Annotated in this window: 19 protein-coding genes; 7 read left to right on the top strand and 12 right to left on the bottom strand. The window is 55.4% G+C overall.

Annotated elements, in window-relative coordinates; all coding sequences use genetic code 11:
* Nucleotides 1-7: 7 nt before the first annotated feature.
* From AC2T28_RS16660 to AC2T28_RS16625, 8 genes are all read right to left on the bottom strand, one after another.
* Complete coding sequence (locus tag AC2T28_RS16660; protein WP_486749759.1) at nt 8-523, bottom strand: HGGxSTG domain-containing protein; 516 nt, start codon at nt 521-523, stop codon at nt 8-10.
* A 77-nt stretch (nt 524-600) separates the two neighbouring features.
* A complete protein-coding gene (locus tag AC2T28_RS16655) occupies nt 601-789 on the bottom strand; it encodes a hypothetical protein (RefSeq protein ID WP_486749758.1) in 189 nt (62 codons plus the stop codon).
* Nucleotides 790-862: 73 nt separating this feature from the next.
* The gene (locus AC2T28_RS16650) at nt 863-1,876 is read right to left on the bottom strand and encodes a bifunctional DNA primase/polymerase (protein WP_486749757.1); all 1,014 of its coding nucleotides are present in this window, start codon (nt 1,874-1,876) and stop codon (nt 863-865) included.
* Between the two features lie 85 nt (nt 1,877-1,961).
* Nucleotides 1,962-2,240 carry a hypothetical protein gene (locus tag AC2T28_RS16645; RefSeq protein ID WP_486749756.1) on the bottom strand — a complete coding sequence of 93 codons (279 nt, stop codon included), beginning with the start codon at nt 2,238-2,240 and terminating at the stop codon, nt 1,962-1,964.
* Nucleotides 2,237-2,365, bottom strand: coding sequence for a hypothetical protein (locus AC2T28_RS16640; protein WP_486749755.1), 129 nt, complete (start codon nt 2,363-2,365; stop codon nt 2,237-2,239). Before AC2T28_RS16640 ends, AC2T28_RS16645 begins: the two co-directional genes overlap by 4 nt.
* Nucleotides 2,366-2,471: 106 nt before the next feature.
* The gene (locus tag AC2T28_RS16635; RefSeq protein WP_486749754.1) at nt 2,472-2,666 is read right to left on the bottom strand and encodes a helix-turn-helix domain-containing protein; all 195 of its coding nucleotides are present in this window, start codon (nt 2,664-2,666) and stop codon (nt 2,472-2,474) included.
* A 106-nt stretch (nt 2,667-2,772) separates the two neighbouring features.
* Nucleotides 2,773-3,555: a hypothetical protein gene (locus AC2T28_RS16630; RefSeq protein ID WP_486749753.1), complete on the bottom strand. Its 783-nt coding sequence runs from the start codon at nt 3,553-3,555 to the stop codon at nt 2,773-2,775.
* Nucleotides 3,552-4,775 carry a tyrosine-type recombinase/integrase gene (locus tag AC2T28_RS16625; RefSeq protein WP_486749752.1) on the bottom strand — a complete coding sequence of 408 codons (1,224 nt, stop codon included), beginning with the start codon at nt 4,773-4,775 and terminating at the stop codon, nt 3,552-3,554. Before AC2T28_RS16625 ends, AC2T28_RS16630 begins: the two co-directional genes overlap by 4 nt.
* Before the next feature lie 744 nt (nt 4,776-5,519).
* Here AC2T28_RS16625 and AC2T28_RS16620 point away from each other — a divergent pair.
* From AC2T28_RS16620 to AC2T28_RS16590, 7 genes are all read left to right on the top strand, one after another.
* Nucleotides 5,520-5,696, top strand: coding sequence for a hypothetical protein (locus tag AC2T28_RS16620; protein WP_486749751.1), 177 nt, complete (start codon nt 5,520-5,522; stop codon nt 5,694-5,696).
* A gap of 352 nt (nt 5,697-6,048) precedes the next feature.
* Nucleotides 6,049-6,975 carry a 23S rRNA (adenine(1618)-N(6))-methyltransferase RlmF gene (rlmF, locus tag AC2T28_RS16615; protein WP_486749750.1) on the top strand — a complete coding sequence of 309 codons (927 nt, stop codon included), beginning with the start codon at nt 6,049-6,051 and terminating at the stop codon, nt 6,973-6,975.
* A 42-nt stretch (nt 6,976-7,017) separates the two neighbouring features.
* Nucleotides 7,018-7,149, top strand: a complete 132-nt coding sequence (locus tag AC2T28_RS16610; RefSeq protein ID WP_486749749.1) for a hypothetical protein — start codon at nt 7,018-7,020, stop codon at nt 7,147-7,149.
* A 289-nt stretch (nt 7,150-7,438) separates the two neighbouring features.
* The gene (locus tag AC2T28_RS16605; protein ID WP_486749748.1) at nt 7,439-9,496 is read left to right on the top strand and encodes a multiheme c-type cytochrome; all 2,058 of its coding nucleotides are present in this window, start codon (nt 7,439-7,441) and stop codon (nt 9,494-9,496) included.
* Between the two features lie 275 nt (nt 9,497-9,771).
* Complete coding sequence (locus AC2T28_RS16600) at nt 9,772-11,325, top strand: trimethylamine methyltransferase family protein (protein ID WP_486749747.1); 1,554 nt, start codon at nt 9,772-9,774, stop codon at nt 11,323-11,325.
* A gap of 123 nt (nt 11,326-11,448) precedes the next feature.
* Nucleotides 11,449-12,798: an acyclic terpene utilization AtuA family protein gene (locus AC2T28_RS16595; RefSeq protein WP_486749746.1), complete on the top strand. Its 1,350-nt coding sequence runs from the start codon at nt 11,449-11,451 to the stop codon at nt 12,796-12,798.
* Nucleotides 12,795-13,094 (top strand): DUF4387 family protein, encoded by a 300-nt coding sequence (locus tag AC2T28_RS16590; protein WP_486749745.1) that lies wholly within the window; start codon nt 12,795-12,797, stop codon nt 13,092-13,094. The genes AC2T28_RS16595 and AC2T28_RS16590 overlap by 4 nt, the downstream gene beginning before the upstream one ends.
* A 50-nt stretch (nt 13,095-13,144) precedes the next feature.
* On the opposite strand, the gene AC2T28_RS16585 is transcribed toward AC2T28_RS16590, so the two are convergent.
* From AC2T28_RS16585 to AC2T28_RS16570, 4 genes are all read right to left on the bottom strand, one after another.
* Nucleotides 13,145-14,419: a hypothetical protein gene (locus tag AC2T28_RS16585; RefSeq protein WP_486749744.1), complete on the bottom strand. Its 1,275-nt coding sequence runs from the start codon at nt 14,417-14,419 to the stop codon at nt 13,145-13,147.
* A 68-nt stretch (nt 14,420-14,487) separates the two neighbouring features.
* Nucleotides 14,488-14,862, bottom strand: coding sequence for a hypothetical protein (locus AC2T28_RS16580; protein WP_486749743.1), 375 nt, complete (start codon nt 14,860-14,862; stop codon nt 14,488-14,490).
* A 20-nt stretch (nt 14,863-14,882) separates the two neighbouring features.
* A complete protein-coding gene (locus tag AC2T28_RS16575) occupies nt 14,883-16,388 on the bottom strand; it encodes a tripartite tricarboxylate transporter permease (RefSeq protein WP_486749742.1) in 1,506 nt (501 codons plus the stop codon).
* Nucleotide 16,389: 1 nt separating this feature from the next.
* The gene (locus AC2T28_RS16570) at nt 16,390-16,848 is read right to left on the bottom strand and encodes a tripartite tricarboxylate transporter TctB family protein (protein WP_486749741.1); all 459 of its coding nucleotides are present in this window, start codon (nt 16,846-16,848) and stop codon (nt 16,390-16,392) included.
* Between the last annotated feature and the right edge of the window lie 14 nt (nt 16,849-16,862).

The following is a 16,862-nucleotide window of genomic DNA, read 5'->3' as shown; positions in this document are numbered from 1 at the left end:
CCAACATTCAGGAATTTCCGACCTGTCTCCGCCATGCTGTCCAACGCTTTCTCTGAGCCGCCGCGATGCGCTCCCGCCCTTCTTTCGTCTTTGGGCCGGTAGACATGCCGCCATGGAATTTGCAGCGTTTCCGGCCGGGTTCCGGCATCAGCTTGCAGAGATGGCCCCTGCGAGTTTCTGCCAGACATGGCCTGTCTGGTTGGGATAGCTTTGCCAGGGCGCGAGCGAATTCAAGCTCGCTTTGCCGGTCACGGGCCTCTTGCTGGTGGTCTTCGGTTTGTAAGACCCCATCCCCGCGCGAGCACGAATTGGTTTCGAAATGCGGCAAAACCTCTATTCCCAGCACCTCCAACATCCTCGCAGTAACGCCCCCGACGTATTTGATCGGGTTAGATCTGGCTTCACGGCGCGAAATAGCATCGCGGCTGCAACCTATCATCTCGCCCATGCGGGTTTGCGATATTCCTTGAGCCCGGCGATGGGCCTTCAGCTCAGGTCCGGTGATGCTGTGCAGTTTGATCATGTCCTCAGAGCCTTTCTTCGCTCCTGTACCGCATGCTTCCGGCATCTTTTACAAAAATACCGCGCGTCCGCACGGCGTCACCAGATGAGATTGCAATCTGCCGCGATTTTCACGCTATCGGCCATCAGCTCTGGAACCAGATCAACCGCGCCCATCAGAACCCTCCTTCGTAGCTTGTGGCTGTTTTGCGCGGGTTTATGGCGGTTCTCTTTGCCACCCCTCAGAAGTGCCACATTTGCCACGAGCACTTCGGTCGTTGTCTCCATAGGATTCTACTGTGGCAGTGTGTAGCGTTGAGGGAAAGGAAGTGTATTATGATCTTTGTCGGATTCCGCGATTTCACTTTGGTGCCGTTTCAAGCTTGTAGAAGCCTGTTTGTTTGCCCCGGAGTGGGGGCGATAACTCGATCAGGAAGCCATGCTCTAACATTACATCTCTGGCGCGTTCGATCCGTTGGCGGGACCAAGGCGGGCTTTTGGCCTTGCTCATGGAAGTCGGTGCGATTGCGAAGCGAGCCCGGTTCGAATGCCAGCGTCGGAAGTAGTCCAGAAGCCAATAAGCATCTGGCTCCTTCATTAACAAGTCCATAACGCGATCTCGGTCTGTGGTCTTTGGCCGCTTCAGGCCGATGTAATTCTTGCCCTCAGTCTCGTATTTCCATACTGACTTTGCGCAGCGCTCAATTTCTCGGCGGGGAAGCTGATCAGGGAAGGCGTTGGCATGCGTTTCCATTGCATCTAATAGCGCTTCAAGATCATCGCAATAGCGCGCCGTTGTCATTCCCCAGCACCATAGGTTGTTGTTGCGTTCACCAGAGAACACCTCGCGTGGATCTTTCGCCTGCGTACCGGCCCACTCTAGCGCTCCAGGCTTGATGCGGGGAAGACGGTCGATGTTGGCAATTCCGCCTCGCACAAATTCATAGCTGGCTCCCAGATCGGATCGGTAGCTTGGCGGAGCAATTGTGTAGCCAGAGCCCAGAATGTCGATCGGAAGACTATCAAAGGGGCGGATCATCCGCTTTTCGCCGTCGTGGCGATACCAGATCTTCGCTTTGCCGCTCGCGGTTCGGATTACTATCGGTGAATCGCCAAATCTCTCTAACATTGCGCTGATCCAGGCATCCCCTTCTGCGTCAACATCCACTTCAGTGATTCCGGATTTCGGGCCCATCAGCAACCCAATGCCATCGGCCTGGCCTAAACTGTCGTCGCAAGCCAAGCAGTAAGACGTTCGCGGAGTGATACTCGGCCAGTTTTTCATGGCCGGCTTCTTCTGACGGGCGTTGACAGGAAAGACTGGTAGTCCTGCACCGGCGTAGGCGGCCGCGTTTTGCGCAAAAACCCCGGTCATGGCGACGCCTCTACCTCGAACCACCAACGCGCAGCTTTAGCGTGGAGGCGGTTCTTCTTGTAGCCATTCTTTGTATAGGTTCGCATCAATTGGCCCCCTTTTCGAGCGAATGGTTGTGCGCTTTGTCGGGAAGTCGTTCCAAGTCGGGGCCAATGGGCCAATTTAGACCGGTGCACAGGCGCAGCAGGGCTTTTTTGGTGGTGCAGTAGCTAAGAGAGCGCCATGGGCGCTTGGCTCCTCCATTTTTTCGCTTCTGGACGATGAATTGAATACCGTCGCGGCAAAGAATGACCCGGAAGAAACCGTGCTGTGCGATCACCAAGCGGTATTCGTCTGCAGTCTCTTGGCGTGATGTGTCGATCACCGGCGCACCTCCCCAAATGCGAGGGCCGCGACCGTGCAGGCCAAAGATCGGGAAGTACCGGTCTGCCCACGCACACGGCGGGCTTGCAGATCACGAGGTTTCTGATGGGCGTTTTGAGGTTTCATTGCTCGGCTCCTTCTAAGTTGAAGGACCGACCGAATTGCATTACATTCTCAACTGTCACGAGAAGAATGAGCCTCCAATCCGGCTGGTCCGGTTGGGGGTTTTTCTTCAGGCTGCTTCTCCGGCGATGATGCGCTGACCTGCCTGATCTAAGTAGGTATCTAGATCTGCTTTCGAGATTCGCGTGGAACCGCCGAATTTCGTAAAGGCGAGATCGCCCCGCTTGTGGGCTTCGTAAAGAGTGGAGCGGCTTTGACCGCTGTAAGTCACCGCTTCCGCAAGTTTGAAATAGCGTTTCTCCATCACACACTTCCTTTCGTTTGAAGACGTGTGTGGATGATCGTGGAAAAGATTCGCGCCGGGTATCGCGCGGAAATAGCGCGGGATCGACACGGTGCATTTTTTCGCGCTAATCGGCCGATGGAAGACGAGTTTTGGACCAGTATTCCGGTGCAAAGTCCTGCACCAGTTGTCGGCAACGGTCTCGATTTGCCCCGCGTTCTTTTGCCCACGCCACTCTTTCTTTTACAAGTGGTTTTTCAGGGTATTCGAAAGTATCTACCCAGGCTCGAAACTCACGCTCAAGTTCGCGTTTTGATAGCTTCCTTGCAGGGGGAATGACGAAAAAGGATTCAGGTTCTCCCCGCTCAATTGCCTCAATCAGTTCACAAAGCTGGTTCGTTCGCAAGAAAACAACTTCGTCCACAGATCCTCCTCTTGAGCCGCCAACGCTGAAAGAACTGCAGATCGTCATTCCTGTCGTGATGTCAAAATACTGATTTGTGAAAGAGGTTTTATTCTGCGGTGACGCTCCAAAATCCGCGGTCGAAACCTTCTGAAATTGACCGCCAGATTTTGAGACGAAAATTTCCTTGGCGTGTTCGCAGAAATCCCAGGCCAGTTTCAAGCTGGAACTGCAAACGAGCCGAACCGGGTAATCAGGGTGATCAATCGTAAGGAACTCTTCATCAGAGTTTTCTTTTTCAACAGACGTTTCCTCCGAGGCGGCCGTTGCAGATGGCTTTTCGTTCGATTCTATTTCGGCATTGAACTCTATTATCTCAGCCGTAAACCGTCGCCGCCATTCCTCATTGGTCTCATCTAGTCTCGGCCCATTCTTCGATGGTGGCAGAGCCTTGTTTACGGCCTCGTCTATTCTCTTGAGGACTGTAGATATGGGCTCGTAGTTCATCGATTTGTGTTCAATCGCATTACTGTTGCGCCCTTTTCGGTCACCATTTCTCCCCAGCGGTCCAGTGCCGAGGCGCGTTGTGGAAGAAGATCAGATTGCTGGTAGACTCGCGCAACCGCGCTTGGGGCTGATCCTGTAGCCGCGTGGTTCAAGATGCGGTCCACAACCCCTTCCGGAACCCCAGCCCCGGCCAAAGCGGTGGCCATGGCCGTACGCAAATCGTGAATGCGCCAAGATTCCACCTCAGGTGGCAACAACTGGTCCAATCTCATTTTCGCATGGGAAGCGTTTGCGACTGGTCCCTTACCATTGAAAGAAAACACAAACTCCCCTGCCTTCTCACTCGATTGCAGCGCTTCCAATTCTCGAAATGCTGGATCTGATAGATGGGTGATGTGGGGCTTTCCGCTCTTTGTTTCGGACCCGAGCTTTACGATAGCCCTGTTGTCCCAATGCACTTCTGACCAACGCAGCCGACAAATCTCTCCACGCCGCTGCCCCGTTAAGATCAATAACCGAAAAAGCGGCCCCCACACCGGGCCCATGTCTCGTGAAGCGTCCCATATCAAACGAACTTCCGCCAAGGACAGTACTCTGTCTCGTGCTCGCTCGCGCGTGGCCTTCGCAACGCCACTGCCGATGTGTGTCAGTACGTAGCCTCTCTGAAAGCACCAGTTGGCGAAAGCGACAAGCGCAGCCCGAATTCTGTTCGCATATGGTTTGCGTCCCGACCTCGCCTTTTCATCCACCGCCACCTGCAGGTCTTTTCTCGTAAGTTCAGCAACCGATACATCCAAGTGAACAGACAAAGCTTGAAGCAGCTGCCTCTTCCTCTCCGCCCCGGTTTTGATCGTACTGAGATGTAGTTCGCTGTAGGCTTCAATAGCGTCGCGAACTGTGGTCAAACTCTCTTGCTCAGCCTTCTGCCTTCGTCTCTCCTCTTCAGCAACGAGAACGCGATCGATGCCCTGAGATGCCTCAGCCTGGATTTCCAATGCCATTTTTCTAGCCGCCCCCAAGCTGATTGGTTTTGGCCACGTTCCAAACGTGAACTTGCGCTTCTTTCCGCCCTTGATCCGTTTTTCGTAAACCCACGTCGCGTGCCCGCGTGAGGTCAGTCGGAACCGAAGGCCAGCGCACTTTGTGTCTGAGACTTCCAGCCTCCCCTCCTCGGGCGGAACAAGGCTTTTCAGATATCGGTCGTTTAGTTCGTGCTTCATTGTTCATTTTGCCCCAGCCCCCTCAGGAGACTCATGGGGGACATTTATCCCAAGATTGCGGCGGACACTCACGGACAATGATAGATGAACTTCGCGCACCGTACAACGGAAGTAGGCCGACAAATATATATAATATCTAGTTTTTATGCACCTATATGGACATTCCTGGAAATCTCTGGATTTATACCTGCAAGAGGAAATCTACGGATTGCAAATCCGTGTACACGAGTTCGATTCTCGTACTCGCCTCCATCATTCAACCCTCTAAGGTTGCTCAACAAAATCACTGCGATATTCTATAGCGCGGCGCATCCACGGATTTCGAGGGAACGCCAATAGGCATCGACGCGGCAATTGCCGAATACAGCACCAATCACCTGTCCACTCTCGCCAAAAGTAAGGAACGTTTCTTACTACTGGGCTGTGTCCTGCACTTAGAGATGCGCGACGTCAGCAATGCTGACCCGCCGCAGATGCTCAATCCTGGTCCGGGGCACCCAGAAATTGCTATCGGGCCGCGCTCACCCACTTCTGGAAATGGGGCCACGCTCATGGATATGCTGACCTATATCCGACACCGCTACCGGGCAAAGAGTCATCGCGCGACAAAGTTCTGACCATCGACCAATTACGGTCGCTGTACTCGGTGGCAGATCGCCCAGGAATGGATTAGTCCACTTATGGCAAACTGTAGATCCCACCCGGCAACGCCATTGGGATCTGGCGAATTTCTGCATGTCTCGAATGGTCGGGATTGATATGCATTTGCCAACCTCCAAGAATGGGCTGCCGCACGTTGTGCCGCTGAACATCCAGTCCTTTTCGACCCATTTTTGCGAGAGTGGCGAGGACGAGGTTGACGTCGATTGTATTCTGAACCACGCGGCCTCCCAGACGGCGCTAGGTTTTCAACGGACCTAAAACGGGTCCTGACATCTCACCCAGCGTCACGCGATCATGAAGCAATGGGAGCGGATGCTATGTCCTATTCGATCGAGCGTCATATTGTTTATCAAGCGTAGAAATTGGCTGTTCCTCAATCACTGCAAAATTGCTCTCATTTTGACAAAAACCGGAGCAGCGAAATGCTGCGCGTTATAGAAAGACAACTTCGGGACCAATGTGATAGATGCTGAACATGTGATGAATGGTCGGGCCGTCGCATCAGCCGAGGATCTGACCGCACCTTATTTTACTATTTGTGCATGAGAGCCTAAAAAGCAACAAACCGTCTGACGAGTGGCGTCCACCAAATTACAATGAAGGCGTCCCCATGGTCACCAAATCGAAATTGCACCCCCGCAATCAACATTCAGAAGGTTACGATTTCGTGCGTTTAGTGGCGCAGACACCTGAGCTTGAGGCCTTCACGATCAGTAGCCCGGTCGGCAAGGTGACGATTGACTTTCAAGATGTGGCGGCGGTCCGTATGCTTAATCGGGCGTTGCTAAAGACCCATTACGGTATTGATTTTTGGGATATCCCCGCTGGTTATTTATGCCCACCAATTCCCGGCCGCGTCGACTACATCCACTATCTCGCGGACTTACTTGCTGGCAGCAATAACCAAGAAATCCCGCGTGGGCGCCATATCAAGGCGTTGGACATCGGCACTGGTGCGAGCTTGGTGTACCCGCTTACGGGCCAGAGCGAATACGGCTGGCACTTCACTGGCGTCGATATCGACGCAGGTGCAATCAAATCGGCTCGGCAAATTTGTGAATTCAACAAGTTGGCAATTACGCTTAGGCGACAACGCAAACCGGAGAATATCTTTCGTGGTGTGATCCAGCCCAACGATGCTTTTCACGTAACCTTGTGCAACCCGCCTTTTCATTCGTCCATGGAGCAAGCGGATAAAGGCACGAAACGTAAGTGGGCAAACCTCGGAAAAGGGCGTTCAACAAAACTCAACTTTGGTGGTCAAAATGCTGAACTTTGGTGTCCTGGTGGCGAGATAAAGTTTATCGCTCGCATGGTTGAACAGAGCATGGCGTTCGCCGACCAGTGCCTGTGGTTTACCTCGTTGGTGTCGAAAAAAGAGAACCTGCAGCCGCTCACTCGAATTCTAGGAAAAGCCAGAGTTGCAGACTATCGAGTCGTTGAAATGGCACAGGGGCAAAAAACTAGTAGATTTATCGCTTGGACTTACGTGAAGAAAAACCAGCGCTCCTCGTTTGCGAAGAACGTTCGGACATAGGGGCCATTCGTCAAAGTTCTGTAGTGCAGATAATGTCACAAAGTGATTCCGGACGGCATGCCCGACAACGAAGAGCATTTGAGCGGCATCGGCTTTACCGACGCCAAATGCCTACCGGGTTATTTCCGCACCGGACCCCATATAGTTACCCCAATGACTGAAAGTGTCTTCTAACAAAGGAAAATGTCGCCACCAGCCTATATGGCAGTGTCATACAATATACACGCGGGAACCAGATGTCCTTGATTTTCGCGCCATGACCGAGACCGCCTTGAACAAAGGCGGTGTCACCACAACAATCGAATAACCCAGTCAGTTGGAGATGGCCACGTGGTCAGGGAGCGTCTCGCTCCTTGGCATGTCCTCCCAAATTACGCTGTTACAAAACATTGTTCAGCGACAAATCACAAAAGCGGGGATAAGCTCACCGTATTGCGGGATAGTATTGGTGAATTAAGACGTAATGGCACGACATTTAACACGTATTTTGAGCCTGAAAGCCCAATGGCAGACCTGCTATAAGTTTATTGCCCCTGGCCTTTTTCTGTTCGGCTTGGCCATCCAAGCCCATGGCGAAGATGCCCAGCCGCCACAGTATGCGGGCTCGCAGACCTGCACTTCGTGTCATGTTGAGCAGATGACTGACTGGCAAATGTCGCATCACGCCCAGGCCTGGACATCGCCCTCTGCCGAAACAATTGTGGCAGATTTCACCGGGCAATCCTTTACCCATCAAGGGCGCACAACCTGGTTTAACCAACTCGACGGGCGTTATGTCATCGATACAGAAGACGCTAACGGTGGGCGCCAGAAATACAACGTTGTTGGCGTCGCGGGCATTGAGCCGCTGCAGCAGTATATTGTTGAAACGGAACCGGGGCGCATGCAGTCGTTTGATATTGTGTGGGACACCGAACAAAAGCGCTGGTTTCATCTTTACCCTGATCAGGAATTGTCGCCCCAGGATGGCCTGCACTGGACTGGTCCTTACAAAAACTGGAATGCGCGCTGTGCCGAGTGCCACGCAACTGGCTTTGACAAAAATTATGACCCGCGCACAAAACGATATCAAAGCACCCAGGCTGAAATTGGCGTAGGCTGCGAGGCTTGCCACGGACCAGCCCAAGCACATGTGGAATGGGCTGAAACGGGGCAGCCTCTGGATCTGTCAAAATGGTCCGGAACCAGTAACATTGGGCTCGTGATCAACCTTAATTTGGAGGCCGCACCAGAAGACGAGCTGCGGCGTTACCTTGCCGGAACGCGGCAGAGCCTGAGCCAACTCAGCGATACAGAGGTCCAAATCCAACAATGCGCGGGTTGTCATTCTCGCCGCGAGCCCTTTGAGGATGGAAACCCGTTGCCGGGTACGCCTTTTCACGACGCTTACCGGCTCAGCACTCTGCGCACGGGGCTGTACCACCCTGATGGGCAGATCCAAGACGAGGTCTATGTCTATGGCTCATTCCTTCAGTCAAAGATGTACGCCAATGGCGTGGCCTGCAGCAATTGCCACAATCCCCACAGCGCCGAGCTGAAGCTGGAAGGCAATGCACTATGCGGGCAATGCCACTCAGAAGCCGGAAACCCTGACTTCCCCAGCCTTGCCTTGCAAATATACGACGCGCCAACACATACATTTCACGATGAAGGCAGCGCAGGCGCAGAATGCAAAAGCTGCCATATGATCGAGCGTGTTTATATGGGCGTCGACGGAAGGCGCGACCATTCATTCCGAATTCCGCGCCCGGATCTTAGCGTGCAAACACAAGCACCGAATGCCTGCAACGACTGTCATACTGACCAGTCAGCGCAATGGGCGACTGATCAAGTGGCCAAATGGTTCCCCCAAAGCCAGCAACGCGGTGCACATTTTTCACTGGTCTTGGCTGACGCGCGCAACGGGCCACAGAACCAGATAGATGCCTTGATCGGACTAGCAGAGAACAAACCGCTTCCTGCCATTGTACGTGCCACGGCCCTGGATATGCTGACCCCGCTAACCAACCCCGGCATGGCTCATAAATTGGCCCCCTTGCTCTCAAGCCCTGAACCCTTGGTACGGGTTGCTGCAATCTCCATCCAACGCGGCGCAGGTGTGGCCCTGCGCGCCACGCGTTTGGTTGAGCTTCTGGATGATCCGACCAAGGCCGTACGTATCGCCACCGCGCGCGAGTTCCTTTCGATCAACTCCGCACGATTGCCCGACCATCAACGCAGAAAACTGTCCACCGCAATGGGAGAGTGGCAGCAATCGCTATCCGCCAAGTTGGACTTCCCCGAATCTCAGCTGGTGCTGGCGGGTGTCGGCTTAACCACGCGGCGTATGAATGTAGCCCTTCGCGCTTTTTCTGAAGCTGTGGAAATCGACCCGCAGTTGGTTGAAGCTTGGGTTATGATGATCAGAATTCACGAGGCCTTGGGCGACCGGCCATCAGCCCTCAAAACCGCCACGGCCGCACTAGAGAAAAACCCCGATAATATTCAGCTGAACCTGATGCGCGCCGACTTAGAGGGGTAATCAGTTCAATGCCGCCTTCAGATATGTCTCAGGACATCCAAACGCTACGACGACGTGATATCCCTATTTTTCCAACAGGGTCGCAAACAGAATAGATTCTGGCGCAAACACTGACATCTTGAGGTCATCGACCCCGGGAGAAAACATGCAGCGAGAGCAATGCTATGTCAGCCTGATTTGCCGCACAATTGGTGCGGCCCGGGGGCGTGCGGCTAGGGGGCGGCCGGGGCAGATCTGATTCACCATCAGATCTTCTCACATCAAAGGCCTCTATTATGAATGACCAAACCAAGCCCCCCGCCCGCGCCGCGCGCAGCGGTGGTCGCGCCGCCCGTCGTGCTGCCCGTGCCGCCCCGCTTGCCGATCACTTGCGCGCCGTCCGACCCGGCATTGAGGGTGGAACGCTCAAGCCCCTCAGCCAGCAGGATATGGAACGTATCCATCACGGCGCGTTGGATGCACTGGAACAGATCGGCCTGGCCGACGCCCCGCCCAGCGGCATCGATTATCTGGTCGCAGCGGGCTGTATTTTGGGCGATGACGGACGCATCCGTTTTCCACGCGCTCTGGTCGAGGATACGATTGCCAAAGCCAATCGCTCGGTCACCATGTTCAGCCGCGACGGTAACACCGACCTAGAGCTATCGGGGAACCGGGTCCATTACGGCACTGCCGGTGCGGCGGTCAGTATGGTGGATGTACAGGGGCGCAATTACCGCGAGTCCACGGTGCAAGACCTGCACGACGCCGCGCGGATCGCCGATACGCTCGACAATATCCATTTTCTACAACGCCCTATGGTCTGCCGCGACATCCCGGACAACCGCGAGATGGACCTGAACTCGATTTACGCCACCACATCCGGCACAACAAAACATGTCGGGGTCTCCTTTACCGAGCCCGGGTTTGTCGATGACGCCTTGGAAATGCTGCACATGATTGCAGGCGGCGAGGACAAATGGCGCGAGCGCCCGTTTGTGTCGAACACCAATTGCTTTGTTGTGCCGCCGATGAAATTCGCCACCGAAAGCTGCGAGGTGATGGAGAAATGCATCCTTGGCGGCATGCCTGTACTGCTGTTGTCGGCGGGCATGGCCGGGGCCACCGCCCCATCCACCATCGCTGGTGCCATCATGCAGGCCTGTGCCGAATGTCTGGCCGGTCTGGTCTATGTCAACGCGGTCAAACCCGGCGCCCCCGCCATTTTTGGCACCTGGCCCTTTGGGTTGGACCTGCGAACCGGTGCGATGTCGGTAGGTTCAGGCGAGCAGGCCTTGCTGTCTGCAGGCTGTGCCCAGATGCACAAATTCTACGGCGTGCCTGGTGGCGCTGCCGCGGGCGCATCGGATTCCAAACTCCCCGACATGCAGGCGGGATGGGAACAGATGTGTTCAGCCGTAATGGCCGGTCTGTCGGGGCTTAACATGGTGTATGAGGCCGCAGGCATGCATGCGTCCTTGCTGGGATTCTGCCATGAGAGCCTGATCCTTGGCGACGATCTGATTGGTCAGGCCCTGCGCTGTGTACGTGGGATCGAGGTGAACGACGAAACTCTGGCGCTGGATCAGATCCGCGACACCTGCATCGGCGGCCCAGGCCACTACCTGGGAACCGACCAAACGCTCAGCCGCATGCAGGCCGACTTTGTCTACCCCAGCTTGGGCGATCGAACCTCGCCCAAGGAATGGGAAGAACTGCAAAAGCCGGATCTGTTGAACAAAGCCACCGCGCGCAAAGAGCAGATCCTAAGTTCGCTCTCCAAGGCCAGGTTTGACCCGCAATTGGATGCGGCCCTGCGCCGCAGGTTCACGATCCATTTGCCAAACTAGCCATATAAAATGGGACGGCCAACCAGCCGTCCCTGCCTTTTCGCTCCAAATTAGACCTATATCCTGCTTTCCGTTATTGGATTTTCAAGCTAGTTAGTGACTGGAAATACGGAGAAAATACTGATGGTTAAGGTTCTTATACCTTCTGGCGCCCTTGGGCTTGGCTATGACAGAGAGGCCCTGGCGGCAGGGATCAAACAGAACCCCGACCTAATTGCTATCGACGGCGGATCAACCGACAGCGGCCCGCATTATCTGGGCACAGGAACATCCAAATATTCACGCGGATCCATCAAGGCGGAATGGCGCGAACTGATGGAAGCCCGCGCCCAGATCAGTGTACCACTGCTGGTTGGAACCGCAGGTACCTGTGGCGCAGACAGTGCGGTGGATTGGCTGGTCGATATCACCCGCGAGATTGCAGGTGAGACCGGTCAAAAACTGAAAGTTGCCGTTCTGAAAAGTGGTCAAGATGTCAGCAAAATGGCCGCCGCCTATGAGGCCGGAAAAATTACTCCGCTGGCTCCGGTGATCGACATTTCATCCGAACTGCTGACCAGCTGCACCAACATCGTTGCCCTGGCCGGGATTGAACAAATTCAGGAAGCGTTGAACACGGGCGCAGACATCATCATCACCGGCCGCGCTACAGATACCGCCAGCATTGCAGCCCTGCCGATCATGCGTGGCTGCCATCCGGGCGGCGCTTGGCATGGTGCCAAAATCGGCGAGTGCGGCGCGCTTGCCACCACCAATCCAGGTTCAGGCACCATCTTGATCGAGTTCGACGCCGAAGGCTTTACCGTCAGCCCCATGGGCAAGAACGCCCAGGCCACGCCTTATACCGTGTCGGCGCATATGCTGTATGAAAACAGCAATCCATACCAGCTGTACGAACCGGGCGGGCATTTGGATGTGACCGATGCAACCTACACCGCGCTGGATGATCGACGCGTACGTGTCACCGGTAGCCAGTGGATCCCATCCGACCGCTATACTGTGAAACTCGAGGGCTCCCGTTGTGTCGGTTTTCAAACCGCCTCGCTCGCCCTGATCCGCGAGCCGCGCTATGTTGAAAACGTTCATCAGTGGTGTGATGACATCCACGCCAAGTGCAGCGAAAAAGCCAAGACCCGTGTAGGAGAGGACTTCTCACTGGAACTAAGGGTGATCGGCTCTAACGCCACCCTGGGCGCACTCGACAGCCATGTGCGGGTCGGCAGCGAGGTCGGCGTTATGGGTATTGTCACTGCCCCAACCGAGGCCATTTCGCGCGAGGTGGCCAAGATCCTCAACCCCTATCTGCTGCACCACCCGCTGGATGAAAACGAGGAAATGCCAACCTTTGCCTTCCCATTCTCTCCGGCTGAAATGTCGCGCGGCGAGATTTATGAGTTTTGCCTGAACCATGTGCTGGAACTGGACGACCCGATGAGCGCCTTTAGCCTGACCGTTGAGGAGATTAGCCAATGACCCCGCTCTCAAATGTTGTGAAAAAGATCCGTTCCAAGAATGCCGGGCCATTCTGGCTGACCATCGATATATTCTGTGGTGATACGGATGCCTTTGAAACCGTACGCGCTGCGCTAACGTCCGAACGCGTGGCGGATGCGCTGCTGGTTCAGCTGGATGATCTCAAACGCTTCGACATTGCGGATTTGAACGTGGTGAAATTCAGCGTCCCGCGCCGCCACTATCAGGGCACCATCGCCGACCGCGACATGCACGGTGCATCCTTTGCCAATATTCTGGCTGAAATGGAAATCTGAATGGATTGTCTTGCCCGGCTTATCGACCGGGCAAGACACAGGGCTTAGCTCTAAGCGCCAATCAATCGGCTGACATCTACGACATAAAGCTGCCGCTCACCTTCGTGGATTGAATCAATACAGACCGCCTGCCCGTCCCAACGCCAACGCGGATGCAGGTCACAGCGGTTTTCCTTGCCCAGATTGGCGTCCGTCAGGAACGACCCGATATCAATCCGCACCTCACTCTCAGCATCCCACAAAAACAGAAACCGTTCGTTGGTTTCATCATCCGGGTAGGTGTCGGAAATCATCCAGTTGCCGCCGTTGAAATAGGTCATGTGACCGTTCTCGGTCAGCTCGTCCCGTCCAATCACAACTGCTTCGCCAGTGCGGCCATCATACAGATGATAGTGGATTTCCCCCGCATGCGGCCCCCAAACAATCACATGATCATCGCCTTTCCACAGCGGATGCGAGATCTGGTATTCTGATTTTTCATAATCAAAGGTGCCAACATCGTTGGGGTCGAACCCCTCGGTCAGTTGCGGCAGCGGGTGATCCGAACACTCCAGCAGGTGCAGATCACTGCCATCGGCGTTACAGGTGAACAACCGGTGCAGGAAACAAGTCTCATCCTCAACCCGCTCGGTCCAGCGGTGGATGAACAACAACCTCTTTGACGACGGGTTCATCTCCATATGCGTGACCCAGTGAATGGCCTTGTCCATCGACGGAACGTTCTGGAACCGCTTCAGGTCGGCTAAGCTTAGGATCAGCTCGTACACTCCGCTCTGAATATCCATTCGAAACACGCCATCATCCTCGGGCGCAAGCTCCAACGCGGGCTCACCATGATGGGCGCGATAGCAGATGGTTGGATGGGTGATCTGAAAGCGTGAGTAGCTGACGCAAAAGGCAGCCTTGCCATCAGGGGCCACAATGTAGATCGGCAGCGGTAGGTGGCGGTCGGTGCCACTGTCCAGATCATGGATTGTCGCCTGATACTCGGGGTATGGCAGGGTCCAGTCCGGCGCTTCGCGACGTGTATTATAGATGATCTGGCGATCATCCGTCCCGCCCAGCCATTGGATCTGCGATCCCATCTGCCAGTTCCAGGTGCTGGTCTCACCGATAACGTGAAACTTGTCGCCATCCTCAAGATCAAAGTACCCAACCTCGGCCAACTCATGCCCGGTCAGATTCACTTCGCGCATGGGCACCTGCTGAGCCAGCAAACGCCGCCCGGACCGGTCAAAGTTCGACTTGTTGTAATAGCCAAAAAAGTGATGGCCATCGCCCGTTCCGACTTTGCGGACGGGATGGAAATGGGTTTGGCGGGTCATGGAGCCTGCTCTTGTTTTGATAGGGGATATGGGGTGGGAACGGCCCTAAGCCGCCCCCATTCGTTATCTCATTCCGAGAAGGTGACCTTGGCCTCGGTCAACGCGTTGAACTCGTCATCGGTTGCCATCAGGCCAAACTCACCCGGGGCCACCAGCTTCTTCTTCACAAACCGGCCATAGGACCAGGTGGTGGCAAAGTTACCCTCGGCATCGGCCACAGGGGCGGGTTCCAGCGCATAGGAAATGTCGCTTTCAACGCCATCAGCGGTGGCAAAGATCAGCGTCACCGGCGCACTGGCCGGAAAGCCCGAACCGCTGATTTCAATGGTGCCCTTTTTGTCCATCGTTGCTGTTCCACCAACGGTCAGGCTCGCCGCAAAGCTGGCGGTAGACAGGCAGGCCAGTGCTGCACCAGCGGCAAGGATATTCATCATCTTTTTCATTTTACTCTCTCCCTAAGTGATCAGTTTTCCAGAAGTTTTGAATCGCGGCGGTGCTGGACGATGCCCTGGTACAGCGCATAGGCACACAGCAGCAGCAACACGATGCAGATGGGTCGGGTCACCAGCTGGATCAGAAAGGCCCCAACATCGCCGCGCACCAGCGCCAGCGATCGTGCCAACTCGCCCTCGGCCAGGGTTCCCAGCACAAGCCCCAGAACCAGCGGCGCGCGCGGCACCGCAAAAATGTTCATGGCAAAGCCCACCAGCCCCATAAACAGCATGATCAGAATGTCCTCAACCGAGCCGCGGATCGAATAAGACCCGATCACCGCCAACGCCAGAATACAGGGGGCCAGAATACGGGTCGGCACCTGAATGACCTTTGCACAGTAGCGGGCAAACAGCAGACCAATCGGCACAAACAGAATGTTGGCCACCAGCAGGCTCATGATAAACCCATAGGTGATATCCGCGTTCAGCGTGAACAGCTCGGCTCCGGGACGCAGCCCGTGGATCATCAAGCCCCCCAACAGAACAGCCGTCACCGGATTGCCCGGAATGCCCAAAGTCAGCAGCGGGATCAGGGTGCCGCCGGTTACTGCGTTATTCGCAGTTTCCGAAGCCAACACCCCCTCGGCACTGCCTTTGCCAAACTTCTCAGGGGTTTTGGAGCTACGCTTGGCCGCGTCATAAGACAGGAAGCCACCCACACTGCAGCCCACACCGGGAATGATACCAACGATGATGCCTATCACGGATGAGCGCAGGATATTGATCCGCTGGCTTAGCGCCTCGGGCAGATAAGACAGCGCGCCCCGCTGCTTGCCGGTCTGCTTCTCGGTCACGGTTGCTTGGCCACGGCTGATCATCGCGATCACCTCGGGCACCGAATACAACCCGATCAGCGACACCACCATCGGAATGCCGTCATACAGAACAGGGGAATTGAACGAGAACCGCAGATCACCGGTCACCGGGTGCGCGCCGATTGTTGCAAGCAGCAGGCCAAAAGCGCCAGCCATCAGCCCCTTCTCCATCGCGCCCGCCGACAGCGAGGCAATCACGGTGATGCCAAACACCGCCAGCAGGAAGTACTCGGGCGCGCCAAATTTCAGGCTGAACTCGGCCAGCGGCGGCGCAATCAGGAACAGCGCCACGATAGACAAAATGCCGCCAATGCTTGACCCAAATGTCGCCAGCGCCAGCGCCCGGGTGCTTTCACCCCGTTTCGACATTGGGTGGCCATCCAGCAAGGTCGCCACCGCCGCAGGCGTGCCGGGAATGTTCAACAGAATGGCCGAGATCGACCCGCTATAGGTCGAGGCCAGATAGATCCCGCCCAGCATCGCCAGCCCGGCCTCGGGCGGCATGGAAAAGGTCAACGGGATCAATAGCGCAACGCCCATGGTGCTGGTCAGACCGGGCAGAGAGCCGATCACCACACCGCCGGTCACACCGGCAAACACCGCAAATAAGGACATAGGCGTCAGCATCACCGACAGGCCCAATAGTAAGTTGTCCAGCATCTTAGAAGACTCCTTCGGCCAGCAGGCCTTCGGGCGGGGTCACGCCCAGGAATTGGAAAAATAGATAAGACAGCACCGCTGTCGTTAGTCCGGCGATCAACAGCAGCCGAAGTGGCTTGCGCTCACCCAGCACCACCATCATGCCAAGCAAAAACAGCACCGTGCCAACTGTATAGGACGTCAGCAACATCAGCCCGACATAGCCAAGCACCGCGCCAAATACCTTGGCAAAGCCAACCAGTTGCGCGCGGATCTCGCCTAGGTCGGTCTCAGCCCTCTGTTCTGTTGGCCGCGTTACCCGCAGCAGCAACATCAATGCGAGGAAGCCTAGGAATATCGCTAGCAACCGTGGAAAATAGGAGCTGTCAAAGTCGTAGCCAAAGCTGACACCCCCAATCCCCACAGCGCAGGCAAAGGCCAGAGCACAAAAGATCACATCTCGTTTTTGATCCAGATTCATTGCCCTGGCCCTCT

The organism is Parasedimentitalea nitratireducens (assembly GCF_057444295.1).
The sequence above is the reverse complement of the archived record's forward strand: the minus strand, read 5'-3'. Positions and strand labels throughout refer to the sequence as shown.